The organism is Microbacterium sp. 10L49 (genome assembly GCF_056395125.1).
This window is the reverse complement of record NZ_JBFTIW010000004.1, coordinates 33,409-50,982: the sequence shown is the minus strand read 5'-3', so window position 1 is coordinate 50,982 and position 17,574 is coordinate 33,409. Positions and strand designations below refer to the sequence as shown.

The following is a 17,574-nucleotide window of genomic DNA, read 5'->3' as shown; positions in this document are numbered from 1 at the left end:
TCAGAGCGGATCGCCCGTGGAGACTTCGCGCAGCGCCCTGTCGAAGGTCGAGGAGACGAGAGCCGACAGGTATCCGCCTGGGTTCTCCACACCGATCCCGCGCAGGATCCCGGTCGCCTGCCCGACGATCGAGCGTGCGAACTCCGAGGCCGTCGAGATGGCCTCGGCATAGGCCGGCCGATCCGCTTCCTCGATGACCACCGGCTCGCAGCCGAGCTCGACCGCGAGCGCCTGGGCGATCGGCAGCACCATCGCCGGCGCCGTCACCGCGGCGTACGAGGCGTGCAGCTGGCGCAGATCGAGCGTGGTGCCCGTGAACGAGATCGCCGGATGCACGGCGAGCGGGATCGCACCGCTGCGCACCGCCGGCTCCAGCACATCCGTGCCGTAGGCGGGGTCGGTGTGCAGCACGAGCTGCCCCGGCTGCCAGGCGCCGACCTCGGCGAGGCCCGCCACCAGTCCGGGCAGTTGGTCGTGCGGCACCGCGATCACGACGAGCTGCGACGCACGCACGAGGTCGGGTGCGCCCATCACGGCAACACCCGGGAGCACCGCGGTCGCCCGGTCCGGGTCGGACCCCGCGGTGATGCCGACGAGGGCGTGGCCGGCACCGCCCAGAGCGGCACCGATCACCGGCCCCACATGGCCCGCACCGATGATGCCGACGTTGAGGCGCCCCGCGCGGGTCATGCGGCACCGTCCGCGGATCCGCCCAGGCTTGAAGATCCGCCCGACCCAGCGGATCCGCCCAGCCCAGCGGGGATGCCGTGCCCGGCCGGGAGACTGTCTCCGGCCGGCAGGCTGTCGCCGGCGGGGCCATATCCGGCGGGAAGACCGTGGCTTGCGGGCGCCAGGTCGTGCTCTTCGGCCCAGCGGTGCGCCCGGTCCGCGGCGGCCGCGCGCGCGGCCTCCACCGACAGCGTGTTCAGCATGCCGAGCAGCGCCTGGCTGTCCAGCCCCGAGACATCGCCCCGCACAGGGCCGACGGCGGAGTGCGCCTGAGCCTTGGCGACGCCCTGCGCCCGGTCGATCGGGCCCTGGTGCAGCGAGAAGCCCTGCAGCCGTGCGAGCGGGAACACGGCCAGCTGCCGCCAGATCCGGCCGCGGCGCAGCAGCAGCGCGAAGTCGGTGAGGGCGGCGCCGTGCCGGCGCCAGGACAGTGGTCGCCGCCACCAGGCGCGCGGCGGGATCGTCGTGTACGGGTCGTCGGCGACGGGGCCGAGCACGCCCTGCTCCCAGATCAGCGGCAGCACGTCGGCGGGGACGTCGGGCAGGATCAGCCCGAGCACGCGCTCCACATCCGCGCGGGCACCCACCGGCAGCACGATGTTGAACTGCTGCGCCTGGCTGGACTGCTGCTGGGACGCGGCCTTGCCGCTCATCCGGTTGATCCGCACCGACCACCAGCCGAACGGCCGCCACAGCAGCGGCTGCATCACCTCGACGGCGAAGATGCGCCCGGGCGGGATGGTCTCCGTCACCGTCGTGAACAGGCCGAACGTGATGCGCACGCCGTCCGGTGTGGGGGCGATCGAGTAACGAAGCGCTCGCGCGATCCTGCTCCAGGTGACCGCGATGGCACCGAGCAGCAGCGGGATGCCCATCGCCAGCGCGATGCCGATCGCGACCGCGCCGCCGGCCGGCCCCGCATCGGCGAGCACCGCGGGCAGGGTGCCGATCATGCCGCCCACGATCACCGCGAACAGTGCGAGCCACGTGAGTCCGGACAGCACGTGCGAACCCACGAGACGCCCGGTGGGGATCCGCAGCACGTGCTCCGGTGCGACGTCATCGAGGTCGACGCCGGCGATCAGCCCGGTGACGCCGGCGTCCATCGACGCCGCGAGCTGCGCGCGCATCGTGCGCGCAGCTGCCGGATCCCCTCCGCGCGTCGCGTCGCGGGCGTGCCGTGCCCCGGAGGCGAGGCGCAGGATGTCGGCGCGCACGGACTCGGCCTTCGCCGTGGAGAGGTACTCCAGCGGCACGTTCGCATCGTTGCCCGCACCGTCGACCTCGAGCTTGGCCAGCCCGATCAGGCGCGCGGGGAACGGGCGGGTGAGGTTCACGCCCTGCACCCGGTCGAGCGGCGCACGGCGGTGCGAGCGGAAGATCACGCCCTTGCGCACCTCGACGTGCGCCTCGGTGATGCGGAAGTCGTGGAAGCGCCACATCAGCCAGAACATCGCCACGAGCAGCACCGCCAGGGCGAGCACGCCCAGCAGCACCACCAGCACCAGGTTGTTGTTCAGCACCCAATCGACGGGGTCGCCCCCGAACTCGGGCACCCGCGCCGGCGTGAACATCGAGATGAACCAGTACACGATCTTCTCGCGCAGGTTCGCGATCAGGTATCCGATCACGATCACCAGTACCAGGCCGCCCTTCATGAGCGGCGTGAGCGGGTGCATCCGGTGCCAGTCGCCATCGGCCAGCGAGGGCGTGCCGGGCGCCTGTGCGGGCGCCTGCGCGGGCGGGCTCCCCCAGGAAGCGACCTGCCCCGGCGCGGGGGGCGAGCCGTACGGCGGCTGCTCGGGCGCGCTCACAGGCCCGTCCGGCGCATCTCGGCGACGTCGATGAGAGTGTCGCGCAGCGACTCCGCCGCGTCCTCGGTCATGCCGGGGATCTCGACGCCGGTGGTCGCGGCGGCCGTGACGAGCTTGAGCTTGGCGATCCCGAACGCCCGGTCGACCGGCCCGCGGGTGATGTCGACGAGCTGCATGCGTCCGTACGGCACCGCGATCATGCGCTGCCACAGGATCCCGCGCCGGAAGACGATGTCGTCGGCGCGCAGCATGTAGCCGATCGCCCTCGCCTGCCGCGGCAGGATCACGAGCTCGAACAGGACCACGACAGCGATCACGCCCGCCACCGTCCAGGCCCACGGCCAGGGCTGGGCGAGCAGGGTCGTGGCGGCGTACGCGCCGACCGCGATCACCGCGAGCAGGAGGATGCGCAGCAGCACCTCGGCGATCACGTACTTCGGCGAGATCTGGTGCCATACGCCGTCCAGCGCGAGCGCGCCGCGGGCCGTCGGCGTGCGCAGGGCCGGATAGGTGCCGTCGTCGAGCACCGGGGCAGCGGCGGGTGCCGCGTGCACGGGCACCGGGATCCCGGCCGGTGCGGGAGCGGATCCGGCCTGCACCATGGGCGCGGCGGCGGCCTGGGCGCGCGCCTGTGCACGCGTCGGCGGCGCGGCGGCGTCAGAGCCCGGGTTCTGCGGCGGTTCGGGGATGGTCGTCATCGTCGTCCTCCAGGCGCGGCCCGTCGTGGCCGTCGGGGTCGTGGGGCCCGTTTCCGGGCAGCAGGCAGAAGCTCTCCGCGATCACCGCCGCGATCGTGAGCACGAGCGCGGCGACGGCTGTCGCGATGATCGAGCCTATCGGCGGGGTGATCGGACGCGAGAGCAGATAGGCCCCCAGGCCGACGGCGAAGCCGGTGATCCCTGCTCCGACCAGGCTCGAGGCCCTCGCGAGCATCGCGATCCGCACAGCGTGGAACGGGTTGACGCGTGGCAGCGACGCCGACCGTGTACTGCGCCGGATCGGCCACGCCAGCGCGAGCACGGCGATGGCCAGCAGCACGAGGAAGATCGGCAGCAGGATGGCCGGGGCGAAGGTGGCTCTGCCGGCGGTGGTCAGCGCGTGGTCGAGCAGGAACCCGGCCGCCGCACCGGCGAGCGCGAGCACCAACAGCACCACCGGGGAGATCCGCTTCATGAGTCGTCCTCGAGCGCAGCCAGCAGGTCGGAGACCCGCCCGCGTCCCGGCAGCACCGCATCAGGATCCACGTCGAGCCACGGCGCCAGCACGAACGCGCGCTCGAACGCGCGCGGGTGCGGCAGCAGCAGGTGCTCGTCGTCGCTGCGGACGTCGCCGTACGCGATCAGGTCGAGGTCGAGAGTGCGGTCGCCCCAGCGCTCGGCGCGGATGCGACCGTGCTCCTCCTCGATCGCGTGCAGCATGCCGAGCAGCACCTGCGGGGCGAGCCGAGTGGTGACGATCGCGACGGCGTTCGCGAACTCCGGAGCATCCGGATCCGGTCCCTCCAGCCGCACCGCGACCGTGCGGAAGACCTTCGAGACGCGTACGTCGTCCACGAGGGGCAGCCGGCGGATCGCGCGCACCGCCTCATCGATGGTCGAGGTGGTGTCGCCGAGGTTGGAGCCGAGAGCGACGACGGCTTCGACCGGCTCCTCCTCGGGGCTCGGATCGATGACAGGTAGCCTGCGGCCGCGCGGGACGGGCGGGATCGGGTGCGTCGGCGTCATCCTTCGCTCCATTCGCGCTGCGCGTGGCTCACGCGCTGCACCGTCACCGACACGTCGGCGAAGGTCAGCGGGATCGGCGCGTGCGGCTTGTGCACGGTGACCTCGACGCCGTGGATCCGCTCGTCCTCCATCACCACGTCCGCGATGCGAGTGGCGAGCGTCTCCAGCAGGTTGACCGGCTCGCCTGCGACGACGGCAGCGACCCGCTCGGCGAGCTCGCCGTAATGCACGGTGTCGGCGACGTCGTCGCTGATCGCGGCCTGACGCACCGACAGGTGCAGACTCAGGTCGACGATGAAGTCCTGGCCGTTCTCGCGCTCATGGTCGAACACGCCGTGCCGCCCGAACACGGTCAACCCGGTCAGCGTGATCGTGTCGAGGAAGTCCATGCCCCCAGCCTACGGCGGCGGGACGACAAGGCTCGCGGATGTCCGCGGCAGGCGAAGCGCGGGCGCTCAGCCGTCCCAGGCGCCGAGCACGGCGAGCGCGTCGCGCGTCCCGGCGACGTCGTGCACCCGCACGGCCCAGGCCCCGGCGCGCGCCGCGAGCACACTCGTCACGGCCGTCGCGAGATCCTTGCGCGCCTCTTCGGCGTCAGCGCCCAGCGCGTCGGCGAGGAAACGCTTGCGCGAGGTGCCCACGAGCACGCGCGGCCCGAGCGCGACGACGTCGGCAAGCTCGCGCAGCAGCTCCCAGTTCTGGCCGGCGGTCTTCGCGAAGCCCACCCCGGGGTCCACGATGATCCGCGAGGGCGCGATGCCCGCAGATGCCGCCGCCTCGACGCGCTCGCGCAACTCGGTCGCCACCTCGCGTCCCACCCGGGAGTACTCGGCGCGTGCGTACATGTCCGACGAGGGACCGCGCCAGTGCCCCAGCGCGATGTCGGCGCCCGTTTCGGCGACGGCCGCGAGCATCTCCGGATCCGCGAGTCCACCCGAAACGTCGTTGACGATGCGTGCTCCCGCGCGCACCGCCGCGACCGCGGTGGCGGCGTTCAGGGTGTCCACGCTCACCGGGATCCCCTCCGCGGCGAGGCGCTCGATGACCGGCAGCACGCGGCGCTGCTCCTCGGCGACGGACACCCGCACCGCACCGGGCCGGGTGGACTCCCCGCCGATGTCGAGCACGTCGGCCCCCTGCGCGCGCAGCAGCACGCCGTGCCCGACCGCACGGTCGGGCACGGCATAGCGCCCGCCGTCGCTGAACGAGTCGGGGGTGGTGTTGACGATCCCCCAGATCGCGGTCATGCGCCGCCGAGCCCTGAGGCCGTCGAAGAGCCGATCAGCGCGATCAATTCGGCGCGCGCGACCGGATCCGTGTATACACCGCGGGCCGCGATCGTGAGAGTCGACGCCTCGGTCTGACGTCCACCGCGCATGGTGACGCAGCCGTGCACCGCGTCCATCACCACGAGCACACCCTGCGCATCGAGGTGGGAGGCGATCGCATCCGCGACCTGCTCGCCGAGCCGCTCCTGCACCTGCGGACGCGACGCGAGGATCTCGACCACCTTCACGAGGGCGCCGAGCCCCACCACGTGCTCGCCCGGCAGGTACGCGATGTGCGCGTGCCCGGCGAACGGGAGCAGATGATGCTCGCACACCGAACGGAACCGGATCCCGCGCAGCAGCACGGCGCCCGACGGCAGCGTGTCGGGGGCGGGGCCGTGCGAGACGCTGATCGTGTGTGCGAGGGGAGCCCCCGGATCCTCACCGAGTCCGGCGAAGAACTCGACGTAGAGGTCGGCCATCCGCGCCGGGGTCTGCTTCAGCCCCGGGCGCTCCGGATCCTCACCGATCGCGAGCAGCAGCTCACGGGTCAGGCTCGCGACGCGATCCCGATCGACGGCCATCGCTCAGGCCGTCGCGGGGCGCGGCTTCCCGCCGCCCGCGGTGCCCGGCCGGCGCTCCGTCGACGGCTGCGCCGCCTCGGCCGCCGCCGCACCGACCTCGACACCGCGCTGCGGCATCTCGATCGGGGGCAGCAGCGACACCGGACGGTCCTCGCTGGACAGCCACTGCGGACGCTCGGGGAGCTTGCGGATCTCGGTGAAGATCTCCGCGATCTGGTTGTGATCCAGGGTCTCCTTCTCGAGCAGCTCGCGGGCGAGCTTGTCGAGGATGTCGCGGTTGGCGCTGATCACCTCGTACGCCTCGTTGTGCGCCTGCTCGATGAGCGCGCGCACCTGCGTGTCCACCCGCTCGGCGATCGTCTCGGAGTATTCGCGCCCTCGGCCCATGTCGCGGCCGGCGAACGGCTCGCCGCCCTCGGTGCCGAGCTTGACCGGACCGAGGTCGGTGGTCATGCCGTACTCCAGCACCATCTTGCGGGCGATGGACGTGGCCTTCTCGATGTCGTTCGACGCGCCCGTGGTCGGGTCGTGGAACACGATCTCCTCGGCGACGCGGCCGCCCATCGCGTAGGTGAGCTGGTCCTGCAGCTCGTTGCGGGTCACCGAGTACTTGTCGTCCAACGGCAGCACCATCGTGTAGCCGAGGGCCTTTCCGCGCGGCAGGATCGTGATCTTGGTGACCGGGTCGGTGTAGTTCATCGCCGCCGCCGCGAGCGCGTGGCCGCCCTCGTGGTAAGCCGTGATGAGCTTCTCCTTGTCCTTCATCACGCGGGTGCGGCGCTGCGGGCCGGCGATGACGCGGTCGATGGCCTCGTCGAGAGCGCGGTTGTCGATCAGCTGCGCGTTCGAGCGCGCCGTCAGCAGCGCGGCCTCGTTCAGCACGTTCGCCAGGTCGGCGCCGGTGAAGCCAGGCGTCTTGCGGGCGACGACCTCGAGGTCGACGCCATTCGCGAGCGGCTTGCCCTTCGCGTGCACCTCGAGGATGTGCTGGCGGCCCTTGAGGTCGGGCGCGTCCACGCCGATCTGCCGGTCGAAGCGGCCGGGGCGAAGCAGCGCGGGGTCGAGGATGTCGGGGCGGTTCGTCGCCGCGATCACGATGACGTTCGCGTTCGGGTCGAAGCCGTCCATCTCGACGAGCATCTGGTTCAGCGTCTGCTCGCGCTCGTCGTTGCCGCCACCGAGGCCCGCACCGCGGTGCCGGCCGACGGCGTCGATCTCGTCGATGAAGATGATCGCGGGGGCGTTCTCCTTGGCCTGCGTGAACAGGTCACGCACGCGGGAGGCGCCGACGCCGACGAACATCTCGACGAAGTCGGATCCGGAGATCGAGTAGAACGGGGCGCCGGCCTCACCGGCGACGGCGCGGGCGAGCAGGGTCTTGCCTGTTCCGGGAGGGCCGTACAGCAGCACGCCCTTCGGGATCCGCGCGCCGATCGCCTGGAACTTGCCCGGATCCTGCAGGAACTCCTTGATCTCGTGGAGCTCCTCGATGGCCTCGTCGGCGCCCGCGACGTCAGCGAACGTGACGGTCGGGTTCTCCTTGTTCACGAGCTTCGCGCGGGACTTGCCGAACTGCATGATCTTGCTGTTGCCGCCCTGGGCGCTGGACAGCAGCCACCAGAAGAGCAGGCCGAGCAGCACCATGGGGATCAGGATCGACAGGAAGCCGTCGAACCAGCTCGCCTTCGGCACGGCGTCGTTGAAGCCGTCCTTGGGATCGGCGGAGTCGATCGCCTTCACCACGTCGGCCGCGCGGGCCTGCACGTAGTAGAACTGCACCGTCTTGGAGCCCTTGTACTCCTCAGACAGCGTCATGTCCACGCGCTGGTCGCCGTCGGTGTTGACGACCTTCGTGACGCTCCCCTTCTTCAGCAGATCCAGACCCTCTTGAGTCGAGACCTGCGAGGAGGATCCGAGGTTGCTGATCAGCAGAAAACCGCCGACCAAGAACAGGCCGATCAGCACCACATAGGTCAGCCAACTGCGCGTGATCTTCTTGACATCCATGATCAGATCAGCGTAGCGCGAGAGACTTGGGGCCCTCCTGGGGATTCGCCCACGGCGTACCCTTCGTCTCGCTCCGCTCGCTCAGGACGGCGCCTGCCGTTCGGCCCCTGAGGGGCAGGACCTTACGCGTACACGTGCGGCGCCAGCACGGCGACGTCGCGCAGGTTGCGGTAGCGCTCGGCGTAGTCGAGGCCGTAGCCGACGACGAACTCCGGCGGGATGTCGAAGCCGACGTACTTGCAGTCGATCTCGACCTTCGCGGCCTCGGGCTTGCGCAGCAGGGCGAGCACCTCGATCGACTCGGCGCCGCGCGAGGCGAAGTTCTCCAGAAGCCAGCTCAGCGTCAGACCCGAGTCGATGACGTCTTCGACGATGAGCACGTGCTTACCGTGCAGATCGGTGTCGAGGTCCTTGCGGATCTGCACGACGCCGCTCGACTTCGTGCTCGCGCCGTAGCTCGACACTGCCATCCAGTCCATCGGCGCCGAGAAGGGCAGCGCCCGGGCGAAGTCGGCCATGACCATGACCGCTCCCTTGAGCACTCCGATCAGCAGCAGATCCTTGCCCGCGTAGTCTTCGGCGACGCGCGCCGCGAGCTCATCGAGCTTGGCGCGGATCTCCTCCTCTGTGACGAGGATGTCGGTCAGATCGTCGGGGATGTCCGCAGCGCGCATGCATCGATTTTACGCGACCGGATCCGTTCTCCCGCAGGCGTGCCACGCCCGCTACTGTGAGCGGAGAGGCGGGGTTGCGCTTGGGGGAACCGAGCCCCCGTCGCGGACGGAAGGAGTCCCATGGACATCGACGAGATCCTCAACCAGGTGCCGATCGGCGACATCGCCCAGAAACTCGGCGTCAGTGAGGACGTCGCACGCCAGGCGGTGCAGGAGGGCGGCGCCGCACTGCTGGGAGGCCTTGCCAAGAACGCCGAGACCCAGGAGGGCTCCTCCGCGATCGAGGCGGCCCTCGCCAAGCACGACGGGTTCTCCGGTGCGGCGTCGGTGGACGACATCGACGAGGCCGACGGCCAGAAGATCGTCTCGCACGTGTTCGGCGACAACGCCGACCAGGTCGCGCAGACCCTGACGAACGACCAGAAGACGGCCGGCATCGACTTCGGCAAGCTGCTCCCGATCCTCGCCCCGATCGTGATGGGCCTCATCGCGAACAGCCAGAAGGGCTCCTCCGCGGGCGGCAGTGGCGGCGGCCTCGGCGACATCCTGGGCGGCCTGCTCGGCGGCGGCCAGCAGCAGGGCTCCTCCGCGGGTGGTGGCGGACTCGGCAGCGTCCTGGGCGGCCTCGGCGGTCTGTTCGGCGGCGGCCAGCAGGGTTCTGCGGCGGGCGGCGCGGGCGGCATCGACATCGGCGGCCTGATCGGCGGCCTCCTCGGCGGCAAGAAGTAACGCGACGGCAAGACCGTTCCTCGGAACGCGGCGTCCTCCGGGCGTCGCGTTCCGTCGTCTCCGGCTCTTAGCGGGCGGCGAAGACGATACGGCCGCCGACACGGGCGGCCGTGCAGCCGGGCAGGTCGAGCGGCCCCTGGCCCGACCAGTCCGTCGCGAGGCGCGCGACCTCCACGGTCTGGGTGCGAGTCAGGCCGACCCCGAACTCGCTCTGCACGACAAGGCGGATCACGCGGTTGCGCAGCGCCGCAGGATTCGCGGCGAGGGCGGCAGCGCTGACGGAGATGCCCGCCTCGGCATGTTCCACGATGTCCTCGATGGTCTCGTGGATCATCTCGTCGAACGCCTCCGCGTCCTCGCGCAGCTGCTCGGCCGTGCGGGCGAGCGCCTCGGCGATGCCGGGCCCGAGCTCGGCCTCGAGCACGGGCAGCACGCGCTCGCGCGCCCGCACCCGCAGGTAGCGGGGATCGGCGTTGTGCGGATCATCCCAGGGCTCGAGCCCCTCCGCTGCGCAGGCGGTCCGCGTCGTCTCGCGGCGCACGGCGAGCAGCGGGCGGATCCACGCGGTGCCGTCTTCATCGACCCGCACGGGAGCCATGCCCTGCAGACTGCCGGCGCCGGATCCCCGCGCCAGGCCCAGCAGCACCGTCTCCGCCTGGTCGTCGAGCGTGTGCCCGAGCAGCACCGGCGCCTCCTCGCGCCGCGCGATCCGGCGCAGCGCGGCGTAGCGAACGGTCCGCGCGCCGGCCTCCGGCCCCTCGCCTGCCTCGGCCACGACGACGCGTTCGACACGTGCCTCGATGCCGAGCGCCGCCGCCTTCGCCGCCGCCTCGGCCGCGACGCGGTCGGATCCGTCCTGCAGACCGTGATCGACCGTCACGCTGCGCACGCTGATCCCCGCGGCGCGCGCCTCGAACGCGGTCGCCGCGGCGAGCGCCAGGGAGTCGGCGCCCCCGGAGAGCGCCACGATCACGGTGCTCGGTCGTTCGGGCAGCGCCGCCAGCGCAGTGCGCACAGCACGTCGGATCTCGGCGACGGCGGGAGAGAGGGAGGGCACGCTCCCACGCTACCCGGACCGGTTCTCGGCCGCCCTCTGCACGGGCGACGGTCGCGCACCGCTGCGCGCGACGCCGGTGAGCGCGGGGCCCACGCGCGAGGATCCTTACGCGAAGTAGGCTTGTGCGCGGCATCCAACCGTCTTTTCTGAGGAGCACACGCATGGGCGCACACGACGCCGTCATCGAGATCCCGCGCGGCAGCCGCGTGAAGTACGAGGTCGACCACGAGACCGGACGAGTGCACCTCGACCGCGTGCTCTACACGACCTTCGGCTACCCGGCCGACTACGGCTACTTCGACAACACCCTCGGCGAGGACGGCGACCCGCTGGACGTGCTGGTGCTGCTCGACCAGGCCATCTTCCCCGGTGTGGTCGTGAACGTGCGCCCCGTCGCCGTGCTGAAGATGAGCGACGAGGCCGGTGGCGACGACAAGCTCGTGGCCGTGCTGAGCAAGGACCCGCGCTGGTCGCACATCCAGGACGTCGACGACCTGGCCGAGTACACGAAGAAGGAGATCTCGCACTTCTTCGAGCACTACAAGGACCTCGAGCCCAACAAGTGGGTCAAGGTCGACGCGTGGGGCGACGCCTCCGAGGCGCAGCGGATCCTCGACGAGGCCATCGAGCGCTTCGCCAACGAAGGCCACTGACCCGTTCCGGTCCCTGAGGTTCTCGAAGGGACCGAACGCCAGATACGCAGAAGACCCCCGGCGCCGCTCAGCGGCCCGGGGGTCTTCTTGCGTGAGGATCCGAGGATCAGCCCATGTAGACGCCCTGGCCCTCCATGAAGCTGATCGGGTTGATCGGATAGTCGTCCTGGTACACCTCGAAATGCAGGTGGCAGCCGAAGGATCCGCCGGTGTTGCCTGCGTAGGCGATCACGTCGCCGGCATTGACCCACTCGCCGGGATAGACGTTGAACCCGCCGTACTCGATGTGACCGTAACCCGTTCCCATCCCGGAGCCGTCGTTGTTCTCGATCCGGATGTAGTTGCCGTAGCCGCCGTAGTACCAGGCCATCGACACACTGCCCGAGTGCGCGGCGTAGATCGGCGAGCCGCAACTGCCGTCGGCGAGGTCGACGCCCTCGTGGAAGCTCGACGAGCAGCCGTTGGAGTTGCAGTCGGGCACGCGGGGACCGTAGCCGGAGGACTGGTAGCCGCCGAACGGACGCACCCAGCCGCCACTGCCGGCCGATGGGCTCCCGCCGCCACCGCCGCCACCGTTCTGGCGAGCAGCCTCTGCGGCGGCCTGGCGAGCCGCCTCCGCCGCGGCCTCTGCAGCCGCACGAGCGGCTTCGCCCGCCTGGTAGCCCGCGACCGTCTTGGCTGTCGTGTCCTGCAGCGAGGCGAGCTGCGCCTGCAGCTGGCCGAGGTGAGTCTGCTGATCGTTGAGCGCAGCCTGGGCGGCTTCCGCCGCCGCTTGCGCCGCCTTGAGCTTGTCCTGCGCGACCTGGGACAGGCGGTCGCGCTCGGCGCGTGCCGCGGTGGCCTGATCCGTCAGCGACTGCGCGGTGTTCTTGGCCACCACGGCCTTGTCATAGATGGCCTGCGTGCCGGAGAGCACACGGTCCATCTGGCCGAGGCGCTGCAGCAGCTCGTCGGTCTTGGTCGTGGACTTCGAGAAGAACAACTGCAAGGCCGTGGTGTCGCCGCCGTCGCGCGACAACTGCGCGGCGATCTGGCCGGCCTTGCTGGCGCTGTCGTCGGCGATCTTCTTCTGCGCGTCGGCCTGGGCCTGCAGATCGTCGGTACGACGGGCCTGCTCGTTCGCGGCCTGCTGCGCAGCGAACGCCTCGTTGCTCGCAGCATCGGCAGCGGCCTTGGTCGTTGCCACGTTCTGCGTGAGAGTGGCGATGAGCCCCTGGATCCGGCCGACCTCGTTCGCGGTGGCGTCCTCGTTGGCCTTCGCCGCCTGCACGTCATCCCAGCTGGGGTAGTCGTCGGCGTAGGCGGCCGGAGCACCCATGAGAAGGCCGAGGATCAGCGCACCCACGGTGGCGATGCTCAGCGCGACACCGCTGCGGCGGCGTCCGTGGCGCGCCGCGCGGGCACGCCGAACGAGCGACGCCTGTCCGGGTCGACGGGCGTCTTCGATGTTCGGATGGTTCACGCGGCTCCCTTTCGCCGGTTTCACTCATGTCACACTAACAACATCAGCCTCAATAGCAACCTTCGGATCCCGCTCGGGATCGGGAATTCTTCGGGTCGACGGCTGGTGGTCGAGCGTTCGGGGACGGGACGGGACCAACTCCCATTGTGCGCCTTGACACGCCCGGGATCCAGAGCGACGCGCTCTCGATTGGTGTTTTCCCTCAAGAACCCCTTATGCTTGAGCGTCGGCAAGGGAACCCCCGAGGTTCGCCTCCGGCCCCATCGTTTAGCGGCCTAGGACGCCGCCCTTTCACGGCGGTAGCACGGGTTCGAATCCCGTTGGGGTCACTCTTTCCGATACAATTTCATAGTTCTGGCCCTGTAGCGCAGTTGGTTAGCGTGCCGCCCTGTCACGGCGGAGGTCGCGGGTTCAAGTCCCGTCAGGGTCGCTCCAAGCGACAGGCCTTTCCTCGGAAAGGCCTGTCGTATAGGGCGCAGGTCAGAAGCTTCCACCTTCAGGCTTGTGCGGCTCTGTAGCTCAGTTGGTAGAGCGTTCGACTGAAAATCGAAAGGTCACCGGATCGATGCCGGTCGGAGCCACACGGGTGATCGTTACAATCACCCCAGAAACCCTCGCGTAGCTTCTACATCGCGGGGGTTTCGTCTTTTCCCCGGTGAGAGCCGGTTTCTGAGCCGCTCCCCTGTGGCCGTTCTCGTCCGATCGTTGAGCGCACGACGCTCCGGTCGTTGAGTGAGCGCAGCGAGACGAAACGCGCCGGCCCACGAGGCTTGTGCCGGTTTGGTGCCGGTAGCTCATGCGCCTAACGCCCGGTAGGCGTCCCTTGCACCGCAACGCGGTTGTGATGTCGGCATTCAGGGAGAGGATGGGAGCGTGCAGCAGCAGACAACGCAGAGCCCTTGGGTATGGGAGCGCACACCCGACAACTCGGCGCGCTTCGTTCTAGGTACGCAGGGTCGGAACCCGCTTGTCTGCTTCGGCATCAACCCGAGCACCGCCGTGCCGGGCGTTCCGGATCCCACCGTGAAGCGAGTGATGAGCTTCGCGGCAGCCAACGGCTACGACAGCTGGACGATGCTGAACATCTACCCGCAGATAGCCACAAACCCGGACGATATGGATGAGGAGCATCGTCTAGACCTGAAGTCAGAGAACGAGCGTCATATCGCTGCGCTGCTCGCCGGACGACCGCTGACGCTCCTCGCAGCCTGGGGCAACTTGATCACCAAGAGGGTCTATTTGCGATCACTGCTTCAGGATCTCGTGAAAATCTCTGCTGCTGCGGGGTGCGATTGGGTTTCTCTCGGAGCCCCCACTCTGAAGATGCATCCTCGCCACCCGCTTTACGTGAGGGGAGGGACGCCGCTCCAGCGCTTCGACATGGACCAGTACCTTCGGGGACTTAGGTAGATCATCGCTTGAGCCTTGTCCGGTGATGCGCACCAACCAAGCTGTGAGAACTTTCTTTGCTCCTTCAAGGCCGGCCTAGCGGCCGGCTGCGCCGCCTGCGGCGCGTCCGGTCCTCGCGGCGCTGCGGTCCGGGCGCTCCTCAGCGCCGAAGACCCCCCTATGATCGCTTCAAAGCCTGCCTTCCTCTGCAGAGAGACCCACTTGTGACTTACATCAAAGAGTTCCAGATTGCGAATCTTGCTGGCCACAAAGGGACAATTCACCACGTCCTCGATCGAAGCGTCAACGTTTTCTGGGGCCTAAACGGAACGGGAAAGACAACGCTCCTTCGCATCCTCGATGCCGCGCTGTCGAATTCAACCGCTGAGCTCGACAAGTTACCGTTCGAATCCGCCGAGGTAGTATTCCATTCCGAGAGCCGCGATCTCGACGTCACGCGACGCTACGAACGGGGTAAGCAGCAAAAGCAATCTCCAGCGCCAAGCGAACCTGAACTGGACTGGAACTTGCTATCCCATCTCGACTTTGATGAGGACCTCGCTCGCCAAATCGCCAGGTCGATGGAGAGCAAAAACCCATGGCCCACTACACTCTCAAAGCGAGCCCCTGACAGCCAACGAGCAAAATTGGTCAACTACGCTCATCGCTATCTCCCGATCTCGCGCATCGTCGAGCAGCCAAGGATTGAAAAGGGCTCACGCCTGTCGACAGAGGAGCGATTCGCGCGTCATGTTAACTCGGTGTGGACACGTTACAGCAGTCAAAGCCTTGCGCAGATCCGCGATATCCAGCAGCAAGGGCTGGCAGAAGTTCTGGCGATTCTTTTCGGAGGGAAGTCCTCAGGCGTCATCGACGGAGCCGTTGGCGAGGACGATCCCACGACTCCTGACGCCGCTTACGAATTGGTTGCACATTTCCTCAATGAACAAAGCCTTGAGCTCCCACTAGGACGCAGTGACTTCGTGAGTCGCTATAGTAGCGAACCAAACCGCCATGTCGTTGCGAAGATCAAGGCGGTCATGAAGCTAGTCGATGATGTATTGCGGCCCCAAAGAGAACTCCAATCTGTTGTTGACGAAATGTATATTGGCAATAAGCACCTGCAGCTATCCAATGTGCTTCACGCGAGCAATCCACTTTCTGTCATGATCGACGACAAGTCGATCGCCGTATCTGCTCTCTCTTCGGGAGAGAAGCAACTACTTCATATTCTTCTTGAGACTCTCGCTATCGATGTCTCCACAATCATGATTGACGAGCCAGAACTGTCGTTGCACGTTGATTGGCAGAAGCGACTTGTGGCATCAATGCGACGAGTAAACCCGCAAGCACAGCTCATACTCGCGACGCACTCCCCCGAACTAATGATCGACGTAGACGATCATTGCGTCTTTGAGCTCTGATGGGACGGAAGCTAGTTCGCGACGCCGCGTCATGGCTGCAGCGAGTAAAAATGGGGCGCACTCGCGCATGGGCCGTAGTCGAAGGCAAAGATTTCGACACGCCGTTCTACGAAGCCCTACTTTCGCAGGCCGCGCCCGACGCTATGGTCGAGATCGTACTGGCTGAGTTGATCAGCGTGGACGGGAAGACCGCAGGAGGGAAATCTCACGTTCGTAAACTGTACGAATTGGCTTCGCAACGTGACGCGCTTCGCCAGTCCAATAAATTCACCACGGTTGACGTCATCTTCTTTATGGATTCCGACGATGATCGCTTCGGCGAAAATCTAATCGAGGACGCGCACGTGTTCTACACAGAGCACGCCGACGTCGAGGCAGAGATCATCGCGCATGCAGATCTCGACCGTGCTCTACCAATGATTTTCGGGCTCCCAAGCCAACTCATTCGAAAGTTAGATATCTCGCATCCCGAGATCTCCCTCGCGCAAATCTGGCGCGACTGGATCGTGCTCCGCCTCGCCGCATCCCGTTGCGCCTGGGGCGACCAGCGATTCGCCCAACGATCCACTGTGAACGTCGACAAGTACGGAGCAGTTGAACCGAGTCTGATTGAGGCCATTTGCGCCCGACCCGCACAGATGATCGACGGCTGGAGCGAGTATCTCACCGCCGCTGACGCGTATGTCAAGAACGCGGAGGAATCGGGCTCCCAAGGCCAACTTGTTAAGGGAAAGTGGCTCCCGCATTACCTCTCATGGCTGGTCCAAAAGGGCACTACACCCCGCCCCTTGCCGCCGGCGACCGACCGCAATGTGATTGGCGTCTGCCTCGCCACGGTCGACTTCGAAGCGGATTGGGCCGCACCCTACACGGAGCGCCTTCGGGATCTAATCAACGCCTAGCTCTCGCGCTCACCATGTGCCGGTTCTGTGCCGGGAACCCCGCTGAAACCATCCTCAAGCAGCCGCGGCCAACCACCGGTTGTTTCCGCAGAATCACGCGGCAAACGGCGACCAACGAGCACCCGCTACCCCGCAGCATCCAACTGACATTCGAAAGCTCACTGGATCGATACCGGTCGAGTTCCAGGAACCCCCGCGTGGCTTCTACCTCGCGGGGGTTTCGTCTTACCTGGCCTCGGCGACAGAGGGCTGTCCCCGAGCCCGTCCGCGCGCAAGACTGGCAGCGTGCGCTACGTAGGCAGGAAGCCGGCTCCGCCGCTCGACCGCTACGTCGATGACCTCTACTGCCTCTTCGGCGACCCGGGCCACCGGCACCGGCTGCTGGTGCCGCCGATGCCGTCCGCCCACCTCATGATCAACCTCGGCGATCCGATCGTGCTCCATGATCCGTCGGGTGCACACCCACCCGAGCCGCTGGTGGACGCGTGGTTCCTCGGGATCTGGACCCGCCGGTACGTGATCGAGTACGGCCGTGAGGTGAACGTCGTCGGCGTGCACCTCAAGCCCTGGGGCCTCGCACCGTTCGTGGACGCACCGATGGGCGAGCTGCGGGATCGCTGCGTGCCCGCCGACGCGCTGTGGGGATCGCGCCTGTCCGAGCTCCGCGATCGGCTAGCGGAAGCCGACTCCCCGTCGGCGCGGCTCACTCTGGTCGAGACAGAACTGCTGTCGCGACTCGTCGATGCCGCTCCGGACGAGCGGGAGCCAGCCCAGCATGCGGCTCGACGTCTCGAGTCGTCCTGGGGATCCGGCACCGTCGCCGCCCTGACGAGCGAGACCGGCCTCAGCAGCAACCGCCTCGCCTCCCGATTCACGTCCGTGGTCGGCGTCACCCCAAAGCGCCTCGCCCGCATCTACCGCTTCGCCCGAGTGGTGCTCTCCGTCGACGCGTCGTCCCCGCCGACCTGGGCCGAGCTCGCGCAGACCGCCGGCTACTTCGATCAGCCGCACCTGATCAACGAATTCCGCGACTTCACCGGCCGCACGCCGACCGACTACCTGGCGCTGCGGCGCCGCTTCCCGCAAGAGCCGGCGTTCCCGCCCGACATGGGCCCGATGCCCGCGGAGTGATTTTTCCAAGCCCTGCGTCAGACGCCA

At 68.1% G+C, this 17,574-nt stretch carries 18 protein-coding genes and 3 tRNA genes; 9 read left to right on the top strand and 12 right to left on the bottom strand.

Annotation, left to right across the window (positions count from 1 at the left end):
• From AC1DCT_RS13290 to hpt, 10 genes are all read right to left on the bottom strand, one after another.
• On the bottom strand, window positions 1–690 hold the full coding sequence (locus tag AC1DCT_RS13290) for a DUF2520 domain-containing protein (protein WP_441975470.1): 690 nt from the start codon (window positions 688–690) through the stop codon (window positions 1–3).
• Complete coding sequence (locus tag AC1DCT_RS13285) at window positions 687–2,543, bottom strand: PH domain-containing protein (protein ID WP_477429742.1); 1,857 nt, start codon at window positions 2,541–2,543, stop codon at window positions 687–689. The genes AC1DCT_RS13290 and AC1DCT_RS13285 overlap by 4 nt, the downstream gene beginning before the upstream one ends.
• Window positions 2,540–3,145: a PH domain-containing protein gene (locus tag AC1DCT_RS13280; RefSeq protein ID WP_477430496.1), complete on the bottom strand. Its 606-nt coding sequence runs from the start codon at window positions 3,143–3,145 to the stop codon at window positions 2,540–2,542. Before AC1DCT_RS13280 ends, AC1DCT_RS13285 begins: the two co-directional genes overlap by 4 nt.
• Before the next feature lie 55 nt (window positions 3,146–3,200).
• Entirely contained in the window at window positions 3,201–3,716 is a 516-nt protein-coding gene (locus AC1DCT_RS13275; RefSeq protein WP_440734998.1) for a DUF3180 domain-containing protein, read from the bottom strand.
• Window positions 3,713–4,267 carry a 2-amino-4-hydroxy-6-hydroxymethyldihydropteridine diphosphokinase gene (gene folK / locus AC1DCT_RS13270; protein ID WP_477429740.1) on the bottom strand — a complete coding sequence of 185 codons (555 nt, stop codon included), beginning with the start codon at window positions 4,265–4,267 and terminating at the stop codon, window positions 3,713–3,715. The genes AC1DCT_RS13275 and folK overlap by 4 nt, the downstream gene beginning before the upstream one ends.
• On the bottom strand, window positions 4,264–4,656 hold the full coding sequence (gene folB, locus AC1DCT_RS13265; RefSeq protein ID WP_440734996.1) for a dihydroneopterin aldolase: 393 nt from the start codon (window positions 4,654–4,656) through the stop codon (window positions 4,264–4,266). Before folB ends, folK begins: the two co-directional genes overlap by 4 nt.
• 66 nt (window positions 4,657–4,722) lie before the next feature.
• Window positions 4,723–5,514 (bottom strand): dihydropteroate synthase, encoded by a 792-nt coding sequence (folP, locus tag AC1DCT_RS13260; RefSeq protein ID WP_477429738.1) that lies wholly within the window; start codon window positions 5,512–5,514, stop codon window positions 4,723–4,725.
• The gene (gene folE / locus AC1DCT_RS13255; protein ID WP_440734994.1) at window positions 5,511–6,119 is read right to left on the bottom strand and encodes a GTP cyclohydrolase I; all 609 of its coding nucleotides are present in this window, start codon (window positions 6,117–6,119) and stop codon (window positions 5,511–5,513) included. Before folE ends, folP begins: the two co-directional genes overlap by 4 nt.
• Window positions 6,120–6,122: 3 nt before the next feature.
• A complete protein-coding gene (gene ftsH / locus AC1DCT_RS13250; RefSeq protein ID WP_477429737.1) occupies window positions 6,123–8,126 on the bottom strand; it encodes an ATP-dependent zinc metalloprotease FtsH in 2,004 nt (667 codons plus the stop codon).
• 122 nt (window positions 8,127–8,248) lie between these two features.
• Window positions 8,249–8,800, bottom strand: a complete 552-nt coding sequence (gene hpt / locus AC1DCT_RS13245; RefSeq protein ID WP_477429735.1) for a hypoxanthine phosphoribosyltransferase — start codon at window positions 8,798–8,800, stop codon at window positions 8,249–8,251.
• A gap of 120 nt (window positions 8,801–8,920) precedes the next feature.
• On the opposite strand from hpt, the gene AC1DCT_RS13240 reads away from it, so the two are divergent.
• Window positions 8,921–9,529, top strand: a complete 609-nt coding sequence (locus tag AC1DCT_RS13240) for a DUF937 domain-containing protein (protein ID WP_477429733.1) — start codon at window positions 8,921–8,923, stop codon at window positions 9,527–9,529.
• Between the two features lie 67 nt (window positions 9,530–9,596).
• Here AC1DCT_RS13240 and tilS read toward each other — a convergent pair whose 3' ends face one another.
• On the bottom strand, window positions 9,597–10,586 hold the full coding sequence (gene tilS, locus AC1DCT_RS13235; RefSeq protein WP_477429731.1) for a tRNA lysidine(34) synthetase TilS: 990 nt from the start codon (window positions 10,584–10,586) through the stop codon (window positions 9,597–9,599).
• Window positions 10,587–10,747: 161 nt separating this feature from the next.
• Here tilS and ppa point away from each other — a divergent pair, with 161 nt between their 5' ends.
• Window positions 10,748–11,239: an inorganic diphosphatase gene (ppa, locus tag AC1DCT_RS13230; protein ID WP_440734989.1), complete on the top strand. Its 492-nt coding sequence runs from the start codon at window positions 10,748–10,750 to the stop codon at window positions 11,237–11,239.
• Between the two features lie 106 nt (window positions 11,240–11,345).
• Here ppa and AC1DCT_RS13225 read toward each other — a convergent pair whose 3' ends face one another.
• Window positions 11,346–12,701 (bottom strand): peptidoglycan DD-metalloendopeptidase family protein, encoded by a 1,356-nt coding sequence (locus AC1DCT_RS13225; RefSeq protein WP_477429729.1) that lies wholly within the window; start codon window positions 12,699–12,701, stop codon window positions 11,346–11,348.
• Window positions 12,702–12,957: 256 nt separating this feature from the next.
• On the opposite strand from AC1DCT_RS13225, the gene AC1DCT_RS13220 reads away from it, so the two are divergent.
• The 7 genes from AC1DCT_RS13220 (at window position 12,958) to AC1DCT_RS13190 (ending at window position 17,547) form a co-directional block, all read left to right on the top strand.
• Window positions 12,958–13,030: transfer RNA gene (locus AC1DCT_RS13220), tRNA-Glu, on the top strand.
• Window positions 13,031–13,057: 27 nt separating this feature from the next.
• A tRNA-Asp gene (locus tag AC1DCT_RS13215) sits at window positions 13,058–13,131 on the top strand.
• A gap of 78 nt (window positions 13,132–13,209) precedes the next feature.
• Window positions 13,210–13,282, top strand: a tRNA-Phe gene (locus tag AC1DCT_RS13210).
• A 292-nt stretch (window positions 13,283–13,574) separates the two neighbouring features.
• Complete coding sequence (locus tag AC1DCT_RS13205; RefSeq protein ID WP_477429727.1) at window positions 13,575–14,111, top strand: DUF1643 domain-containing protein; 537 nt, start codon at window positions 13,575–13,577, stop codon at window positions 14,109–14,111.
• A gap of 203 nt (window positions 14,112–14,314) precedes the next feature.
• Window positions 14,315–15,514: an AAA family ATPase gene (locus tag AC1DCT_RS13200; protein WP_477429725.1), complete on the top strand. Its 1,200-nt coding sequence runs from the start codon at window positions 14,315–14,317 to the stop codon at window positions 15,512–15,514.
• Between the two features lie 50 nt (window positions 15,515–15,564).
• Window positions 15,565–16,416 carry a hypothetical protein gene (locus tag AC1DCT_RS13195; RefSeq protein ID WP_477429723.1) on the top strand — a complete coding sequence of 284 codons (852 nt, stop codon included), beginning with the start codon at window positions 15,565–15,567 and terminating at the stop codon, window positions 16,414–16,416.
• A gap of 285 nt (window positions 16,417–16,701) precedes the next feature.
• Entirely contained in the window at window positions 16,702–17,547 is an 846-nt protein-coding gene (locus tag AC1DCT_RS13190) for a DUF6597 domain-containing transcriptional factor (protein WP_477429722.1), read from the top strand.
• Window positions 17,548–17,574: the final 27 nt, after the last annotated feature.

What these genes read in the sequence shown, in the direction of transcription:
- AC1DCT_RS13290 (WP_441975470.1), bottom strand. Translation starts at nt 690, where the DNA reads ATGACCCGCGCGGGGCGCCTCAACGTCGGCATCATCGGTGCGGGCCAT.
- AC1DCT_RS13280 (WP_477430496.1), bottom strand. Translation starts at nt 3,145, where the DNA reads ATGGTGCAGGCCGGATCCGCTCCCGCACCGGCCGGGATCCCGGTGCCC.
- AC1DCT_RS13275 (WP_440734998.1), bottom strand. Translation starts at nt 3,716, where the DNA reads ATGAAGCGGATCTCCCCGGTGGTGCTGTTGGTGCTCGCGCTCGCCGGT.
- folK (WP_477429740.1), bottom strand. Translation starts at nt 4,267, where the DNA reads ATGACGCCGACGCACCCGATCCCGCCCGTCCCGCGCGGCCGCAGGCTA.
- folB (WP_440734996.1), bottom strand. Translation starts at nt 4,656, where the DNA reads ATGGACTTCCTCGACACGATCACGCTGACCGGGTTGACCGTGTTCGGG.
- folP (WP_477429738.1), bottom strand. Translation starts at nt 5,514, where the DNA reads ATGACCGCGATCTGGGGGATCGTCAACACCACCCCCGACTCGTTCAGC.
- folE (WP_440734994.1), bottom strand. Translation starts at nt 6,119, where the DNA reads ATGGCCGTCGATCGGGATCGCGTCGCGAGCCTGACCCGTGAGCTGCTG.
- ftsH (WP_477429737.1), bottom strand. Translation starts at nt 8,126, where the DNA reads ATGGATGTCAAGAAGATCACGCGCAGTTGGCTGACCTATGTGGTGCTG.
- hpt (WP_477429735.1), bottom strand. Translation starts at nt 8,800, where the DNA reads ATGCGCGCTGCGGACATCCCCGACGATCTGACCGACATCCTCGTCACA.
- AC1DCT_RS13240 (WP_477429733.1), top strand. Translation starts at nt 8,921, where the DNA reads ATGGACATCGACGAGATCCTCAACCAGGTGCCGATCGGCGACATCGCC.
- ppa (WP_440734989.1), top strand. Translation starts at nt 10,748, where the DNA reads ATGGGCGCACACGACGCCGTCATCGAGATCCCGCGCGGCAGCCGCGTG.
- AC1DCT_RS13195 (WP_477429723.1), top strand. Translation starts at nt 15,565, where the DNA reads ATGGGGCGCACTCGCGCATGGGCCGTAGTCGAAGGCAAAGATTTCGAC.